Source organism: Mucilaginibacter sp. SG564 (assembly GCF_013149275.1).
Lineage (GTDB): Bacteria > Bacteroidota > Bacteroidia > Sphingobacteriales > Sphingobacteriaceae > Mucilaginibacter.
This window is the reverse complement of sequence record NZ_JABGNA010000008.1, coordinates 15,335-33,463: the sequence shown is the minus strand read 5'-3', so window position 1 is coordinate 33,463 and position 18,129 is coordinate 15,335. Positions and strand designations below refer to the sequence as shown.

The 18,129-nt window shown below is 42.5% G+C and carries 6 protein-coding genes; all 6 read right to left on the bottom strand.

What is annotated here, in order from left to right; translation table 11 throughout:
* Positions 1 to 3 precede the first annotated feature (3 nt).
* The 6 genes from FHW89_RS18615 to FHW89_RS18590 all read right to left on the bottom strand — a co-directional run bounded on the left by FHW89_RS18615 (position 4) and on the right by FHW89_RS18590 (position 17,968).
* Positions 4 to 972: a 3-oxoacyl-[acyl-carrier-protein] synthase III C-terminal domain-containing protein gene (locus FHW89_RS18615; protein ID WP_172336563.1), complete on the bottom strand. Its 969-nt coding sequence runs from the start codon at positions 970 to 972 to the stop codon at positions 4 to 6.
* 8 nt (positions 973 to 980) lie between these two features.
* Positions 981 to 2,129, bottom strand: coding sequence for an acyl-CoA dehydrogenase family protein (locus FHW89_RS18610; RefSeq protein ID WP_172336562.1), 1,149 nt, complete (start codon positions 2,127 to 2,129; stop codon positions 981 to 983).
* 14 nt (positions 2,130 to 2,143) lie between these two features.
* Complete coding sequence (locus tag FHW89_RS18605) at positions 2,144 to 2,398, bottom strand: acyl carrier protein (protein ID WP_172336561.1); 255 nt, start codon at positions 2,396 to 2,398, stop codon at positions 2,144 to 2,146.
* Positions 2,399 to 2,420: 22 nt separating this feature from the next.
* Positions 2,421 to 3,266, bottom strand: a complete 846-nt coding sequence (locus tag FHW89_RS18600; protein ID WP_172336560.1) for a 3-hydroxyacyl-CoA dehydrogenase family protein — start codon at positions 3,264 to 3,266, stop codon at positions 2,421 to 2,423.
* Between the two features lie 21 nt (positions 3,267 to 3,287).
* Positions 3,288 to 17,081, bottom strand: a complete 13,794-nt coding sequence (locus FHW89_RS18595) for a non-ribosomal peptide synthetase (protein WP_172336559.1) — start codon at positions 17,079 to 17,081, stop codon at positions 3,288 to 3,290.
* A 218-nt stretch (positions 17,082 to 17,299) separates the two neighbouring features.
* A complete protein-coding gene (locus tag FHW89_RS18590; protein WP_172336558.1) occupies positions 17,300 to 17,968 on the bottom strand; it encodes a 4'-phosphopantetheinyl transferase superfamily protein in 669 nt (222 codons plus the stop codon).
* Positions 17,969 to 18,129 lie beyond the last annotated feature (161 nt).

Genomic DNA, 18,129 nt, shown 5'->3' with positions numbered 1-18,129 from the left:
ATTTTAAACCTCCATTAACAAAGTGCTCCATGCGGCTACCGGACTGTTGTTCATGATCAATATCTTTTCCCCTTTTTGAAATATTCCCGATTCCATACCGGTTTGATAGTTCAGAAAAATATCCCCGGCTCCCAGGTGCCCATACTGGGTAAGATTCATAGCGCATATCGGGGAAATCCGGATATCAAAGGCCGATTGATAATATTCATATGCTCTTGATGAGATATTCTGTAACATAAAATGGCTGATGTCCTGTACCGAAAGTCCGTTGCGTTTTAAGATAGAATCGTTGATCTCCTTGAAGCGATTTTTACTTTCAATGGCCAGTTCAAAGCCATACTTTCTGATATCGCTGCACTCTTCTTTATATTGATCAAAGCTTTTACCACGATATTCCAGTTTAAACAGGTCCCAGTAATGCCCGTTTGTCTCTATATGCAGGTCTGTGATCTGGTGGTCATCTGTTCTGGAAATCAATGCTGCTACGCCACCGTCGCCCATAATGGTAACCGGGTAACGAAAACGGTAATTGGAAAATAACTTATTGCCATAACAGATCAGCACATTTGTGGCTTTACGGTTGGCAATCAAAAAATCTTTAGCAAGTTTTAAGGCCATCGAGCTATCTGCGCAACCCAGGTTGGATATGGCAAAGCTAAGTGCCTTATGTGCTTTGATATCATATTGTAAACGGGTTGCTTCTGAGCTGATAAAATGCTCGGGCATCCTGCTTTGTAAATAAATGATCAGGTCAATAGATGAGGCTTCTGTTCCGGTTTCCTGTAAGAGTTTTTCGCAGGCGCCTTTGGCTAATTCATAGCTGGTAATATCCCCGGAATCATAAATAGTATTTATGCCGCAGGTGTTAAAATAGACCAACTCACTCTCGCTCAGTGATTCCTTTTCCTGTAGGGTATTGATGGGCAACGGAGTGCCGGGTGTATATGTTTTGATAGATTGAATGCCTGTCATGCTGTTGATTATAAAATGGAGCTTAAACTTGCTATGCCATGGTCGGCAATGAGTATCTGTTGAATCTCTGTTGAGCCTTCAATAATTTCCATAATGCGGGCATCACGGAAATAGCGCTGGATGGAAAGACTGTCATGACACCCTATGGCACCATGTAACTGTACCGCGTCTGCTGCAATAGTATTGGCTATTCGTGATGCATGATATTTAGCTACATTGGTTTGTATAATACTATAGGGGTTTTTTTTATCACGCAGATAACCGGCATTGCGGCACAAAAGACTGGCTGCTTTTACTTCGATTATCATATTGGTGATTTTTTGCTTAATGAGTTGATGATCTTTCAAAAGGTGACCAAACTGGCTTCGTGTTTTAGTGTAATGGATACTGTCTTCGAGACAAGCCCTGGCTATACCTAATGAGCCGCAAGCCACACTATACCGCCCGTTATCCAAAGCGGTACTTACTATTTGCTGTAATCCCCAACCAATTTTGCCCAATATGTTTTCGGCAGGCACCTCGCAGTTTTTTAAGTATATTTCACCTAACATCGAAGCCCGGGTTCCTAAAATTCCATCCAAGGGCTTTATGGTTAGGCCGGGCGTATCACGGTCTACTACGAATGCGGTTATGCCATTTATCCCTTGTGCAATGATCACAAACAAATCTGCTATCTGCGAAAAGGTGATCCATTTTTTATGACCGTTCAATACATAGCCCGAACCTTGCTCCTGGTATGCTGTTTTGATGCTTGCCGCATCGCTGCCTGCTTCAGGTTCTGACAGGCCGAAAGCCGCCAGTTTTGTGCCGTTGGCAAGCAAGGGTAACCATTTTTCTTTTTGTGCTTTTGTTCCCCAGCGAAGTATGGTTTCGGCGGTGAGCGAGGAGTGCACGGTTATTAAACTCCGTGTTGATGAACAGGCCCGGCCTATTTCTTCATTCAGAATGCCATAGCTGATCTGATCTATCCCCCGCCCACCGAATTGCGCCGGGATGGTAGCTCCGAGATAACCGCTTGCGCCAAGTTTTTGAATAAGCTCCTGGGGAATAAAACCCTGCTTATCATATTCATTAGCCTGATGGAGCAATTCCTTATCCACAAAGGCTTTAAATTCAGCTTTTAGTTCTTTTTGTATGGCGGTTAGTTCCAGATCCATGAGTCAGGATATTATTAGTTTTTCTTTTTTTGAATAAACTGTTCCAGGTTATTCAATGTGCTGAAGTTGTTCAGGTTTAGGTCTTCATTTTCAACGGTTATGTTGAATGTGTTTTCCAGAAACACCACCAGTTCAAGAGCGAACAGCGAGTTGACAAGGCCAAGTTTAAAAATGTCGTCCTCGTTGGTAAAACTTACTTCGGAGCCTATTCTTTTTTGAAGAAAATTTCTGATCGTTGATTTGGTGTTTGTTTGGGTTGATGATGTCATTTTTTAGATTTTTTGGATGTATTTAGTTGTATTTATAAAAGCCTTCGCCACTTTTTCTGCCATGCAAGCCGGCATCGACCATTTTGGTAAGTAGGGGTGCCGGTCGGAATTTGGTATCGTTATAACTGCTTAACAATACATGAAGGGTATACAGAATAGTATCCAGCCCGATCAGGTCGGCTGTTTCCAGCGGTCCCATTTTATGACCAAAGCATTCCCTGAATATCTTGTCGATGTCTGCCGCTCCCGCTACGCCATCCTGTAAGGCAAAAACAGCTTCATTTACGGTGATCATCAGCACCCGGTTGGAAATAAATCCCGGCATATCATTTACTACAACGCCGGTCATATTAACGGCTTGTAAAAGCTCTTGCGTGGCATCAATGGTTTCAGAAGTAGTGTGATATCCTTTAATCACTTCAACGGTGGGCTTTAGATGCACCGGATTCATAAAATGAATACCCATTACATTTTGCGGATGCTTTAAAAAGGAGGCCAACCGAGTTATAGACACCGCCGACGTATTTACAGCCAACAAAGCATGATCGGCTATATGCGCCTTTATTTTCTGGTACAGCGTTTCTTTGAGCGTTATATTTTCGGTAATGTTTTCAATAATGAAATCTGCTGTGGAAAGGGTAGAGAGATCTGATGTAAAAGTTATCTTATCCAATACATTGACATTGCTTGTCGATTTGTGCAACATTTTGTCAAGGCGTTCAATATTCCGGATGTTTTTTCTGGCATTTTCCAGGGCGCTGTCGGCAATATCAATCAGTGTAATGTTATAGTTATACTTTGCAAATTGATAGGATACGCCCTGTCCCATTACGCCGGCACCTATTATCGCGATGTTTTTGATGATCATTATTGATTTTATTTTTAGGGGTTAAAACTCTACTCTTCTTGCTTTTTTGGTGTTATCTATACTATTTACATGATTTTTTAACATGACAGAAGCCTGCTCCCGGATGGTGGGTTTATCAAACAGATCATTTACTTTTAAGACCTCCCCCATCGAATCTTTGACCAATCTGAGCATATTGATCACTTTCAGGCTGTTGCCACCGAGTTCAAAAAAGTTGTCGATAACGCTTATGCGATCAAGTTCCAATACGGTTTTCCAGATCTCCAATAACGTTCTTTCGGCCGCATTGGCCGGCACCACCAATTCATGATTAAGCGATTTGGTTTCTGTATCAGGCATTGGAAGTGCGTTACGATCAATTTTTTCGCTTTTGGTTAATGGGAAGCGTTCCAACGTAATAAAGTGAGCCGGTATCATGTAAACTGGCAATTCCCTGCTCAGGTAAGTGCGGTATTCTGTCGATGGTAATTGTTGAGTACTGACAATGTAGGCACAAAGAAACTTGTTTCCGCTGTTGTCTGTTTTATCTATGACCAGTACCTGCTTTACTTCGGGATGAGCCATCAGCTTTGCTTCTATCTCACCCAGTTCTATCCGGAAGCCACGGATCTTTACCTGTTGGTCTTTTCTCCCGATGAAATCGATATTTCCGTCGGGCAGCCATTTAACTAGGTCGCCGGTTTTGTATAGTTTTTGTCCGGGTTCAAACGGGTTGTCAATAAATTTTTCTTTGGTTAATTCGGAATTGTTCAAATAGCCCCTAGCCAGTCCTACTCCTGCAATGCAAAGCTCTCCCGGCACACCCACCGGCTGCAGTTTCATGTATTCATTTACCACATAAAGGCGTACATTATGAATAGGTTTGCCAATCGGCACGTTACCACCTGGCATATTTGCTAAGGTGTATGGATAACAGGCGCTAACTATAGCAGCTTCGGTAGGGCCATAGCTATTTACGATTTGCAAATCCCTCTTCAGACCGGCATAATCACGCAAAATATCATCCTTTACAGATTCGGCGCCTACATCTAATTTATTGAGGTGCAATGTCTCTTTGTTTTTTAAAACCTGGTAAAGCGGGCGAAGCAAAGATGGTGGAACAAAGCTGAAGGTAACCTGTTTTTCAACCAGGATATCTGCCAAAGTATGAACATCATATACATCTTTCCGGGGAACGATAACCAGCTTAGCGCCAAAGGCCAATGGAATAAATATTTCCAATACACTGGCATCAAATGAAACGGAACTGAAAGCAGTACAGATATCATTACCGCTAAACCCGTTGTTATATATTGCTGCGTTAGAAAAAATGAAATTATATAACGACCGGTGTTCGATCTGTACCCCTTTGGGTTTACCGGTTGAGCCGGAGGTGTATATCACATAAGCAACGTCACTAGGCGATCGGTCGACACGTTTTACTGCTTCGGACGATCCATGTAAATCATCCAGGAAAAGTTGATTAACAGCGGATGGAAGATTTTGGCTTAGCTCGCTTTGAGTGATCACTAAAACGGCAGCGCTGTCTTCCAGCATGTATTTAATTCGATCCTGCGGATAATCCGGGTCAATAGGCAAATAGGCCGCTCCTGACCGGAGGATAGCGAGAATGCCGGCTATCATATCAACAGAGCGATCAGTATATAGTCCCACTATTTTATCCGGGGCGCAGCCTTTACTAATTAAAATATCCGCCAGCTGAATTACGCGTTCACCCAAAATCTTGTAAGTGATGGTATCAGCCCCTGCTTCAACGGCTACGTTATCAGGATAACGGGCAGCGATCTCCTCAAACAGATCATACATATGTCTGGCGTCCTCAATTTTAGGGCCACCGGTTTGATAATTAAACTGATGAATGAGCTGCTCTTTTTCTTCTGCGGTAACTAATTCAATGTCTTTTAACTTGATGTGAGGATTGATGACGATCTGTTCCAGTACCTGGTTGAAATGCAGGGCCAGTCTTTTTATGGTTTGCGGCTTGAAGAGCGTGGTAGCGTATTCTATGACGGCGAAAAGACTGCCTTGCTCCTCTTCCACTATTTCTAATGACAGATCCATTTTGGCGACATGCTGCGGCGCCGGGATATTTTTTAAACGAAGGTCGGCTACTTGTAACTCCTTGATATTGTCTGTACGGTAAGTGAATAGGTGATCAAAAAGCGGGTTACGGCTCACGTCGCGTTTGATCTCCAGGTCGTCAAGCAATTGCTCGAACGGATAATCCTGATTTTCCAATGATTTTAAGACGTTTTCTTTTACTTCAAGTACGAAGTCTGTAAAGCTTTTATCACCGGCCGGAAAGTTTCGTAAAGGAAGCGTGTTCACAAACATGCCGATCAGATCCTGAACATCAGCATGGGAACGACCGGAAACCGGGGTACCAACAATGATGTCCTCCTGGCTACTATACTTGGAAAGAAGGACATTATAGGCGGCCAGCATCACCATGAAGGGGGTTGCGCCGTTTGCCTTACAGATGTTCTTTATATCCGCAATAAGTTGTTCAGGGATCTGAAAACTAAACACATCCCCTGCATATGATTTGGTAAGTGGCCGGTTAAAGTCGGCCGACATATTTACAGGTTGTATCTCGTCTGCAAATTGCGATTGCCAGAATGCTTTTTGCGCACCTGCACCTGCCGAGGATAGCCAGTTTTTTTGCCAAACCGCAAAATCCTTATACTGTATGTTTAATGGAGATAACGCCTCCCCACTATACATAGCAGAAAGCTCACGAATGAAATTATCTACAGAAACTCCATCCGCGATGATATGATGCATATCGATCATGAAAAAATTTTGTCCGGAATTTGTTGTTAACAAGCTCGCCCTTATTAAAGGAGCTTTGGAAAGATCAAAAGGCTCGATAAATGTGTTGATAGCAGTTGTAAGCGCGTCATCGTCGCCATTAATGAGCGCCACATCAAAATGGATATCCCCCTTTATCTTCCGCACTACCTCCTTGTTTTCGATAACAAAACAGGTTCTCAAAATTTCATGTCTGTTCGTGATGGCTAATACTGCCTGCCGGAATTTTTCGATGTCGATATTGCCATCAATGGCATATACTCCCGGAACGTTGTAAGAGACGCCGGAGTTATCGATCTGATTCAGGATAAACAACCTCTTTTCTGATGATGATGCCGGATAGCTCAATTGTACCGGTGCCTGCTCAATGGTATGGTACAATGACTGGGTTCCATCGCTGATCAATGCAGCCAGGTCGCGGAAATAAGGCGTAGTAAATATATTTTTGATGGATACCTCTACCTGAAAATGTTTATGGATAAGAGCTACTAACTGAGCCGCCTTTAACGACTGCCCCCCCAGCTCAAAAAAATGATCATTTAAACCCACCCGTGATACGTTCAATACTTTCAGCCAAAGTTCGGCCAGTTTTTGTTCTACTGCGGTCACAGGGGCTTCATAAACTGCAGCGGATTGATCTGTTCCTTCAGGTAGCGGCAGGCGCTTTCTGTCGATTTTTCCATTGCCTGTCAAAGGAAAACTTTCCATGATCACAAAAAAGGCCGGGATCATGTAGTCGGGGAGAAAAGTCGCCAGGTGCTTTCTTAATTCAATACTCATCAGCGGCCCGCTTTTTACGATATAGGCGCATAAATATTTAGTACCGGTATCATCGTCTTTGTCAATAACAAGTGTATCATTTACTTGCTGGTGCAACAATAACTTGTTTTCTATCTCGCCAAGCTCAATCCTGAAACCGCGTATTTTTACCTGGTGATCTATACGGCCCAGGTATTCAAAATCGCCGTTGGGAAGCATTTTGGCCAGATCGCCGGTACGATACACTTTTTCACCGGAAATGTAAGGATGGTCAATAAATCGCTCCGTGGTTAACTCAGGCCGGTTAAGATAGCCCCGGGCCAGACCGGCGCCGCTAACATGGAGTTCTCCGGCTACGCCTCCAGGAACCAGCTTGGCATCACGATCCAATATCACCAATGAAAGCGTTGGGATCGGTTTGCCGATGTTACTGGTGTTGCGCGCAATTTCCCGGCTGGTTATTTCTTTATAAGTTACATGTACCGTAGTTTCGGTAATGCCGTACATATTGATCAGCCTGCAATTTGGATATCTTTCATTCCAAGGCTTTAACTTTCCGGGCTTTAAGGCCTCACCACCGAATATCACATAGCGTATATCGATAGCTGATTCGGGTTGATCCATCTCTTCCTCGATAATATTATAAAAAGAGCCGGGTGTTTGGTTCAGTATGGTGACTCTTTGATCTTTCAATAGGCGCAAGAACTCTTTGGGGCTTTGTGCTACGATTTTTGGAACAATAACCAGCTTGCCTCCAAACAATAAAGCGCCGTACATTTCCCAAACAGAAAAATCAAAACAATAGGAATGGAAAAGTGTCCAGGTATCTTTTTCTGTAAAATCAAATAGATTTTTATCGTTGAATAACAACCGTACCACATTCCGGTGTTCGATCATAACTCCCTTGGGCTTGCCCGTAGAGCCCGATGTATAAATGATGTACGCCAGATCATCCGGCATAACCGTAACGCCAGTATAAGACCCGAAACTTTCTAACCGATCTATTTGTATGATCGTACCATTGTAATTAAAAACGGAGTTAATGGCCGAATGGGTGATCAGTACAGGGGCTGTACTATCATCCAGCATATATTGGATACGCTCCGCCGGGTAATCGGGGTCGATCGGCAGATAAGCACCACCGGCTTTCAGGATACCCAGCAGAGCTACGATGATCTCCGGGCCCCTATCCAGAAGAACGGCAATGATGGGATTTTTTGCCGATGGTAAAGCAGATCGTATGGCGGCGGCAACGCAGTCAGCTTCTGTATGGAGTTCTGAATAACTGATCTCCTGCCCATTCCACACTAACGCCGTTTTTTGGAGAAACCTGGAAACCTGTTCTTCAAATAGCTGATGCAGGCATTTATCCGCAGGGTAATTAGCAGCGGTATTGTTAAGATTGGTCAGGATCTGTTTTTCCTCTGCGGGTGTAAGGATGTTGATCTCGCCAATGGTTTTGTTAAGATTGGGCATGATCTCCCGGAGCAGATGCTCATAATGATCAAGGAGCTGCGAAGCGGTATGATCACTGAAAAGATCGGTGCTGTACTCCAGTATCAGATCAATTCCCTTATCGGTTTTAGTAGCCTGTAAAAGCAGGTCGAACTTACTGCTTTCATCAATATTGCTGATCGGTTCAAAACGAGCATCCCCCAGGCGAAGCTCTGCTTGCTCTTCATGAAAAAAGGAAAACATGACATCAAACAAAGGGTTGCGGCTCATGTCCCTCTTGATATCCAGTTTATCAATCAGCAACTCAAACGGGTAATCCTGATTTTTCAGAGCTTCAATACTGGTTTGTTTTACCTCGGCTAAAAAATCTTTAAAAACTTTACCGCCCGAAATGGATGATCTTAGGGCAAGCGTATTTACAAACATACCCAGTGTATGATCCAGCTCGGCCCGGGTACGCCCGGCTACGGGTGTACCCACTAAAATATCCTCGTTACCCGAATATTTATAAAGCAGAACCTTAAATATGGTTAACAGTAATTGGTTAACGGTATATCCCCATTGGTTACTCATTTTTTCCAGGTCGGCGCAAATAGCATCGGCCAATTGGCGGTATTTTTTCCTGCCACGGAAGGACTTTAGGGTTGGCCTTGCAAAATCTGTTTCCAGGTTGAGCACCGGCACTTCATCTGAAAATCGTTCCAGCCAATATTTTTCCTGTTCTTTTATTGTTTCGGATGTCAGGAACTGATTTTGCCATACCGCAAAGTCTTTATACTGGATATGAGGGATTTCCGGTTTTTCGCCGTTATACAGCCTGATCAATTCCCCAGTCAATAAATTTGCAGAAACACCATCCGAAATAATATGGTGCATATCCAGCAGGAACAGTTTTCGCTGATCTTCAAAATCATATAAATGAGTACGCAGTAAGGGTGGTGCAGACAGGTCAAAAGTTTGCACAAAGGAGCTGATGATACGATCTATATCTCTACCAGATGGGGTTGTACGTTCGATCCTAAAAGAAACCTGATCTTTAACGATCTGTACTGGCTCCCCATCCCGCATGGTAAAAGCCGTTCTTAATATCTCATGTCGCGCAATCAGATCAATAAAACATTGTTCTAACCTATCCGCATCGATATCTCCCTGTACCCAGAAAGCATTGGGCAAGTTATAACTATTTTCTGAGCCCTCTATCTGATGCAGGAGGTATAATCTTTTTTGGGAAGACGATAAAGGATAATAACTTTTGCCCTGTACTGGTTTGATCAGTTCCCGGGTTTCCTTTTGTTGCCGGTCAATATATGCTGCTTGAGCCTGTATAGTTGGGTTGTTAAAGAAAATATTCAATGGCAGGCTAACCTGAAAGGCCTTGAATATGCGGGCAACGGCATTGGTGGCTTTTAAGGAATGACCACCCAATGTAAAAAAGCTATCCTTTGTACCGATATGAGTCCTTTTTAAAATATTCTGCCATATGGCCAATAGTAAATGCTCCGTTTCGGTTTCCGGGGTATCCGTTACCTGGATATCACCATCTATATATGCCAATGGATCGGGCAATGCTTTCTTGTCGATCTTACCATTGGGTGTTAAAGGGAGCTTATCGAGCAAAATAAAATGTGCAGGCACCATGTACTCCGGCAAATGCTGCTTTATACTCCCCTTTAGATTGGTAATAGGATTGCCCGTTTTGCTGATATACCAGCCTATCAATTCTTTCTCGTTTTCGGTTCCGTGAATTGTAACGATCGCCTCCTTTATACCTGGTTGTGATAAAACAATACTTTCAATTTCCTGCAGCTCGATACGGTAACCGCGTAGTTTTACCTGGTCGTCTTTACGACCCGCAAATTCGAGGTTGCCATCGGGAAGCCAGCGTACTACGTCTCCTGTTTTATAAATTCTTTGATGATCATGGGGGGCTGTTATAAATTTTTCGGCTGTTAAAACCTCTTTACCTAAGTATCCGCGCGCAATGCCATCGCCTCCTATCAGCAACTCCCCAGGTACACCAATTGGCACCATTTGCTGTGTGCTGTTACAAACCCGGTAGGTATAATTTTCAAGCGGTTTGCCAATAGGCGTATTGCCTGATGTGGGCAATGCATCTGCGCTGGCCTCATAAAAACCCGAATCAATACAAGCCTCGGTAACACCATAGCTGTTGATGACCCTGATCGCTGGGGCATACCTTTCTACCAGCTTTCTGAAGTGAGCTATAGGGCAGATATCTGAGCCCAGGATCAGTAATTTTAAAAAGCTGATGTCTTTGCTGTGCGCATCAATATAATCCATCAGCGGTATGATCAAAGCGGGTGTAGATTCCAAGATATTTACCTGGTGTTCATGGATAAGTTCATATAATGATGCTGGCTCCAAACGGGTCTCCGACGGACAAATAACCAGTTTGCCGCCGTTGGTGAGTGCCCGTATAACATCGCCGGTAAATACGTCAAAGGAAAAGCTCGCCATTTGTAGCAGCGACACCTTAAACGTGTTTAAGCCATAAGCCTGTGTCCAGGCACGGGCTATGTTATTCAGGGACTGATGCTCAACCATTACCCCCTTGGGTTGCCCGGTTGTTCCCGAAGTATAGATGACGTAGGCGAGCTGGTGCGGTTTCACCGGTCTTTTTTCAGGGAGACGATCTGCCTTGATATCTTCAATGATGACCACTTTTGTGTCAGCGTCTGATCGTTCCTGCCATGTGGCATGTGTTAATAATACGGACGCTTTACTGTCGCTTAATAGGTAAGCTATTCGTTCCTGTGGATACTCATGATCAATGGGTAAATATGCGGCGCCTGCTTTTAAAACACCCAGTAACGCTATGATCATCCACGCCGAGCGCTCCACCATTATGGCAACAATATCTTCGTTTACAATACCCAGCTTTTGCAGATGTGCCGCCACCATATCTGATCGGGCATCGAGATCAGCATAACTTATTGTTTTATTCCGGAAAACAATGGCTGTGTTATCAGGGTGTACCCTAACCTGATCTTCAAAAAGCTCCAGAATATTCTTCTCTGCTTTTTGACCGGCGTGGTGACCAAAAGCTTTGAGTTCTGACAACTCATCGGCAATTAAAAACTGAATCCTGTTTAGCGGAAGGTCATCATGTATAATTTGTGTTAAAATATGGCGGATACGCGCCAGGAAATTCGTTCCGTTAAAAATGCGTTCATTATAATCGAGCTTGAGTTCAAATGTATCCGGCATTTCGGCAATCCTTAGCTCCAATTGATTATCCATCAGGTGGTAAACCTGTTGCAGCGGACTTATAGCCGACTGTGTGTCCGGTGCGCTGAAATATTGGTAATTATAAAAGAACGATAACTTTTCGTCGCCAATAATACGGTTTTGTAGAGACAGGGAAATATGCTGAAACTCGTTAGCAGAGTTTTTTTGTTGTTTCAGATATTGACATAGCTCAGGAAATGAAAGCGTGTTTTTAACGATGTCATGTTCAATAAGCAATGGGAAACAATGAGATAAGCTCCCAATCATAGCTGATTGCCGTCTGCTGCGGCCGGCCAGGTTTTCGCGGATGCAGAAATCATGGTCGGCATTACAGTAATATCTGACAAGCAATGCATAGATCGCCTTAAAAAAAAGCGGCGGTCTTAGTTTATGATTACTGCAATAATTGCTAATCTGCAGCATTTCATCATCGGAAAGATACAGTACATCTGATACGATCTGGTCATCTGCTGCCAATGCCCCCGCGTAAGATAAGGGCTGCGTATTTGATAATTGTTGTTGCCAGAATTGTTCGGTTACATGGGTGTCAAATTTGGTTAGATGATTAAAAACATATTCCCGATAAGGAACTATCGGCTGAATTTCAAAAGCTTTCTCTGCTTTAATCAAATGGTATTCCGCATCTATTTTTTCAACCAGCAATTTGAACGAAACGCCATCCGTGAAAATATGATGCGCGCTTGTTGCCGTTATAAAATGCTGTTCATTTATTTTGAATAAATAATGCTTGAAAAAAGGTTTGTTCAGATCCTGGTTATCATCGCAGTATTTTTTTACCAACAGATTAAGATCATCAATTTTTTGATCGCTCACATCAAAAAAATCAAAGCTGATTTCGGCTTCTTTTTTTACTCCCTGAAATACTTCGGTATCCTTAATGATCAGAGCGGAGCGTAAACTATCCTCCCGCTTTGTTACCCTTTCAATGGCCCTTTTCCAATCGTTTTCATCAATATAACCTGGGATCTCAAAGTAAGCCAATAGGCGTAAACCACCACCCTGCGGATCAAGTACGCTGGTTAAATAAATATCGCGCTGAGATGTTGTAAGCGGATAGGTTGATTCAAATACGGCCCCGGAAACGTCCAGGTGGTCAAAAAGTTCCGGCTCGTTGCCAAATGAAAGTGCATAATGATCAATATTACTTACTGTATTGGCGGTCACCTGTGTGGCCAGGTTATCAAAATACCGGCCTATAAGTTTGATATAACTGCTGGCAAACAAGCTGGTATCATATAGTATCCGGAGTTCTAAACCCTGTTCACTGGTGTCAAAGCTAAAGATGATATTGAACTTGGTTACATTATAAACATCGTTTAACAAATCGAGGATAGGATCTGTTGTGCTGAAAATATCATTGCTGCTTTGCAGTTTTTGGTCATCCACAGAGATCATCACATCAAACAGCGCGTTTGTTTCCGGTTGAACCAATTCAACAACTTTATCAAATGGCAGCAATTGATTTTCCAATCCTTCCAAGGCCGTGGCTTTAGCCTGTTGCAGAAACGCAGCAAAAGTTTCATGCCCTTCAACCTGGTCATATAACGCAAGTGTGTTGATCAACAAGCCTGCTATTTTTTCCGTTTCCTCTTTTGTTCGGCCGGATACGGCAGTACCAATGATAATGTCGCGTTGCCTGGTAAGCTTAAAGAGCAGAATTTTCAATAAGACCTGTAGAATTATAAACAGGGTACTTCCTGATTGCTCTGCAATTTGTTTGAGCCCGTGTTTTATCTCAGGCGAATAATTGACCGTATAAATGGCACCTTCTTTTTGCCCCTCCGTATTATTACCGGCGTAGCGGGCCAAAGAAAACGGTTGAGTGTTTTTCAGTTTGTTTTGCCAGTAGCTTTTTTGTTTTTCGCCTTCCGGCCCATCAATCATTTTCTGAAGCCATGCGGCATAATCTTTATATTGAAATTGTTGGGCGTTGTTGATCGGTTTTCCCTGAATCAGCAATTGATAGCTTTCCGTTAGTTCGTCAAGTAATAACTGTGTAGTCCAGCCATCGGCAATAATATGGTGAAGGGTGAATACCACAAGTGATTTTTCATTACTCAAATACGCCAGACTAACCCTGAAAAGAGGTCCGTTTACCAGGTCAAACCGGGTATGCAGGTGTGAGGCTAACAGATTAGCAACCTGGTTATTTATATCTTTATTAAAATGACTGATCTCAATTTGGGGCTTTATTTCTGCTTGTATGTTTTGATATGGAAGCCCGCCAATTTCCGTAAAAGAGGTACGCAAAGCTTCATGCTTGTTAATAAGGGCATCAAATGCTTTTTGTAATGCGTTAAAATCAAGCTTGTTTTTTACTATAAAGGCGAGCGGGATATTGTAAAGTATTTCATGTCCACTGCGTTGCGAAGTAAGCCAGATGCCATTTTGCGATGGCGATAAGGGATAATGATCACGCTGGGGAACCTTTACAAATTCGGTCAAAACTGTTTTTTGTCCGGCATCGATCAGTCGCGCCACATCTTTTAACACAGGTGATTGAAAAACCGCTTTAAATACCAGCTTAATACCCGTTTGTTTATACACCCTGTTGATAAACCGGCCAACCTTTAAACTATGGCCACCCAACTGAAAAAAGTCGTCTGTGGTGCTGATTTGTTCAACAGCAAGTAATTCCTGCCAGATGGCAGAAACCAAAACCTCGCTTGGAGTTGCCGGTTTTACAAATTCTTTGGTTGATCCCGATGCGATATTACTTAACAACGCCTTTTTATCTATCTTGCCATTTATAGTAAGCGGAATTTGGGGTACAATAAAAAGCCTGTCGGGAATCATGTAATGCGGGAGGCTCTTTTTCAAAAAGGCATGCAATGCGTCAGCTGTCACATCACTTAGTGTAACGATAAAGGCATACAAACTCTTTTCGTTTTCAGGAGATTCGTTTATCACAACAGCAACGTTTTGTACCGCCGCATGAAGTTTTAAAGCTACTTCAATCTCTCCGGGCTCAATCCGGTGCCCCCTTATCTTTACCTGGTCGTCTTTTCTTCCTGAATATTCGATGTTGCCATCGGCCAGCCACCTACCAATATCTCCAGTTCTGTATAACAGTTTACCCTGTTCAAAAGGCGATGGGATAAACTTTTCGGCAGTTAACTCCGGGTTATTCAGATAGCCCCTGGCCAAACCTATTCCCGTAAAGAAAATTTCGCCGGGAACGCCGTATGGCAATAATTGCAGATTGTTATCCAGTATAAATGCCAGTGTATTACTGATGGGCTTGCCAATAGGCACATTGATATTTGTATTATCTGTTTCTTTATAAAGGGTAACACATATAGAGCATTCTGTCGGACCATAACCATTGTAATATTCCTGATCGTCGCGGAGTTGTAATTCTTCCCGGGGGATTGCGGCTTCCCCGGCAGTAATTAATACTCGGACCTTTGACAAACATGCCTTGTTCAAATTTCGGAGGTAAGAAGGAGGCAATACTAATACATCGATGCTGTTTTCCTTAATGAAGGTAGCAAAGCTGTTAAAATCAGCAATAATATCTTTTGATACCGGGAATAAGGCTGCCCCTGAAAATAAGGTCATGAAAATATCCAGCACCGAAACATCAAACGATAAGGAGGCAAATTGCAAACATCGTTCTGTTGGTTGAATATGAAACGCCCTCATATAATCGAGCACGATATTCACCACGCCTTCATGTTTAACCACTACGCCTTTGGGTTTACCGGTGGAGCCACTTGTGTAAATTATATAGCAAGGATCAGTCAGGCCATGGAGCGGTAAAAGATCAGTTTTACTTTCAGTAAGGTATTCCTGTTGATCCACAAATAAAGTTTTGCCTTTGAATGAGAGAATCCCGGTATCACTTTGAGCGAGTAATAAGGAGGCTCCTGAATCTTCCAGCATGTATAGTTTCCTGTCTTCGGGATAAGCGGGGTCGATTGGCAGGTAGGCTGCACCCGATTTCAGTATGCCCAAAATAGTGATGATAGCACTGTTTGATTTTGGAATACTGAACGCGATAATCTGCCCCGATGATACTTTAAATTGATTGCGCAGGTAATGTGCCAAAGCGTTTGATTGCTTATTCAATTCAGCATAGCTCAGTTTTTCACCCTCAAATTCCAGGGCCAGGTTGTTACCATAGTCTTTGACTGCCTTTTCAAATTGTGCTGTTAATGTACCGGGGGATATTTTGGTTACAGGCCCGGGCCTGAGTAATAAAGCTTTTGTTTGTTCCGGAATGATCTGCACTAACCCGATAGCCTGTTCCGGATTGTTGATCAGGGTTTCTAATAAAAAAAGGAATTGTTCTAAAAATTGTTCGATGTAAAACCCATCCCAATGAATGGAGTTAAAGTCAAGATCAATATAAATATGCTCATCATCAGCGTTTTCTCGTACTGCAACGGCGAGTGACATTTTTTTTGCATTGCATTGTAAATCAATTATTTCTGTCATATATCCGTTAAAAAGAATATCCTTCGCTTGTTTTTCAACAGACAAGGAAATAGCAAATAAGGCTGAGGGATCGGAGCCCGCAGCTTTTACTATATTTAAGATCTCACCCGCCGGGAATTGCTGATGTGCAGTAGTTTCTGAAAGCACATTTTTAATGAAGGAAAGCAGCTCAGTAAAAGTAGTTGTAGCTCCGTAATCCATTCGCACCGGCAAGGTGCGGTAAAAACAACCCAATGTGTTTTTAAATGCGGGATTATCAAACAAAGAGGCCCCTATAACCAGATCGGTTATTTGGTTTATCCTGGCGAAATAAGTATAAAGTAAACCAAGAAAAAAGTGAAACGTGGTGACTCCCTGCTGTGCGGTCAAGTGCTGTAATTTTTTATAATAAGGCCTGCTGATAGACAACTGCTTTCTTATGTTCTGAGATTGAACCTGGTCTTTTTTTTGATCCCGGATACCTACTGAAATGGCTTTGGGAGCGGCTGAAAATTTTGCTGTCCAGTATTTTTTATCCTGCTCAAACTTCACCGAATTGAAGTAATCCTGTTCTTCCTGAATATACGCAGTATAAGATGCCGTTGTTATTTCTGCAATACGCTCATCCCTGATCAGTGACTCATATATAGAGGCCAGTTTGCTAATCATCAGGCCAACGCTATAAGCATCGGCAATAAGTTGATGGATCTGCAGATACCAGTAATATTCGTTATCAGCCTTTTTAAGTAATACGAAGGAATAGAACTCATTTTTTGCAAACGACAAGGGTTGGTAGGACTTTTCAATCATCCAGGCCATGCAAAACTGTTCGCTGTTTTCCCGACCTGAAAAATCCTGAAAATTTAAATTGAAAGCTACGCCAACTGCCCGGATGCGGACATGCAGTATACCCTCCACTTCGCAAAACTCGGAGCGTAGTACATCATTCTGTGCTATAAGTATATTTATAGCCCGTTCAAATAAAGTTGTATCAATATTTCCCTTAATGCGCACCCCTATATTGATATTATATGAGTTGGCATCAGGAAACAGTTTTTGATCAAACCAAATGATTTTCTGGTTAGACGGAATGGGGAACATAACAGGTATCGATGTAATCGGTTATATTAAATCATTAACTTTATTGAGTACAACTCCCGTGCATATCGTTGTTCAAGGAGGGTTTGCTCAGATTAACAGGCATCCAGGCAGAAATAAATTCCTGTTTAAACTTTATCGGTCACGGTATCTTATCCAGCGGTTTCATTTTATGAATTTTAGTTAATTGAGTAATATTCAAATGAGTATTTAATATCACCTCAGCACATTAAACCTTCATCTATAAATTCGGGAATCAGCTTGTCTTTTTGAATTTCGTAGGGCCTGGTTGTAGTAGCCATTATACAGCAATATGTCGGATCGATCTCTATTTCAGTTAAGAAAAACAGCTCCTGCCGGTATAACCAAACACCTTTGTGCAGTATTTCAAAACCGGTCATATCACGTTGTATGCCCAGGCCTTTTGCTTTTAAAATGGCCTCTTTGGCTGTCCATATTTTAAAAAACTCAAAATTTTTGCGCTGCGACTTTTTAACATAGGCGAGCTCGCTTGGCGATAACGCACATGAAAGTTTATCAGGATCGATCTCTACAATTTTTTCAATATCAATCCCGATCTGCTGCTCGTTGGCCACGGCGCAAACAACATAATCGCCGGAATGACTAATGTTGAATGATACACCGGCGCCATTAAGTAATGGTTTGCCATTTGCCGAATAAGTAAACGCTGACAGATTCTTTTCGACGCCCTCAAATTCGTTAAGCGACTGAAATAAAAGCAACTTACCCAACAGTGATGCCTGTTTGTCTTTTAACCGGTAAAGACTTTCAATTTTCTGCCTTTCCTGATCCGGTATTATAGAAAACAGGTATGCTATTGCCGCTGCTGACAGCTGGGCCCTGTTTTCAGCATACATCAATTTAATCATATACAATTTTCTTCTGTATTCATAGAGAATCCCTAATAGTTTGTCGGTACCTATATCTCTTAAAAGCTCATCAATAATTGTTTTGATCAACTTGGGCGCATACAATATTTTTATACTTCATAGTGTCAGATGTTATGAATGGTTTGTTTTAGTCAGAATGA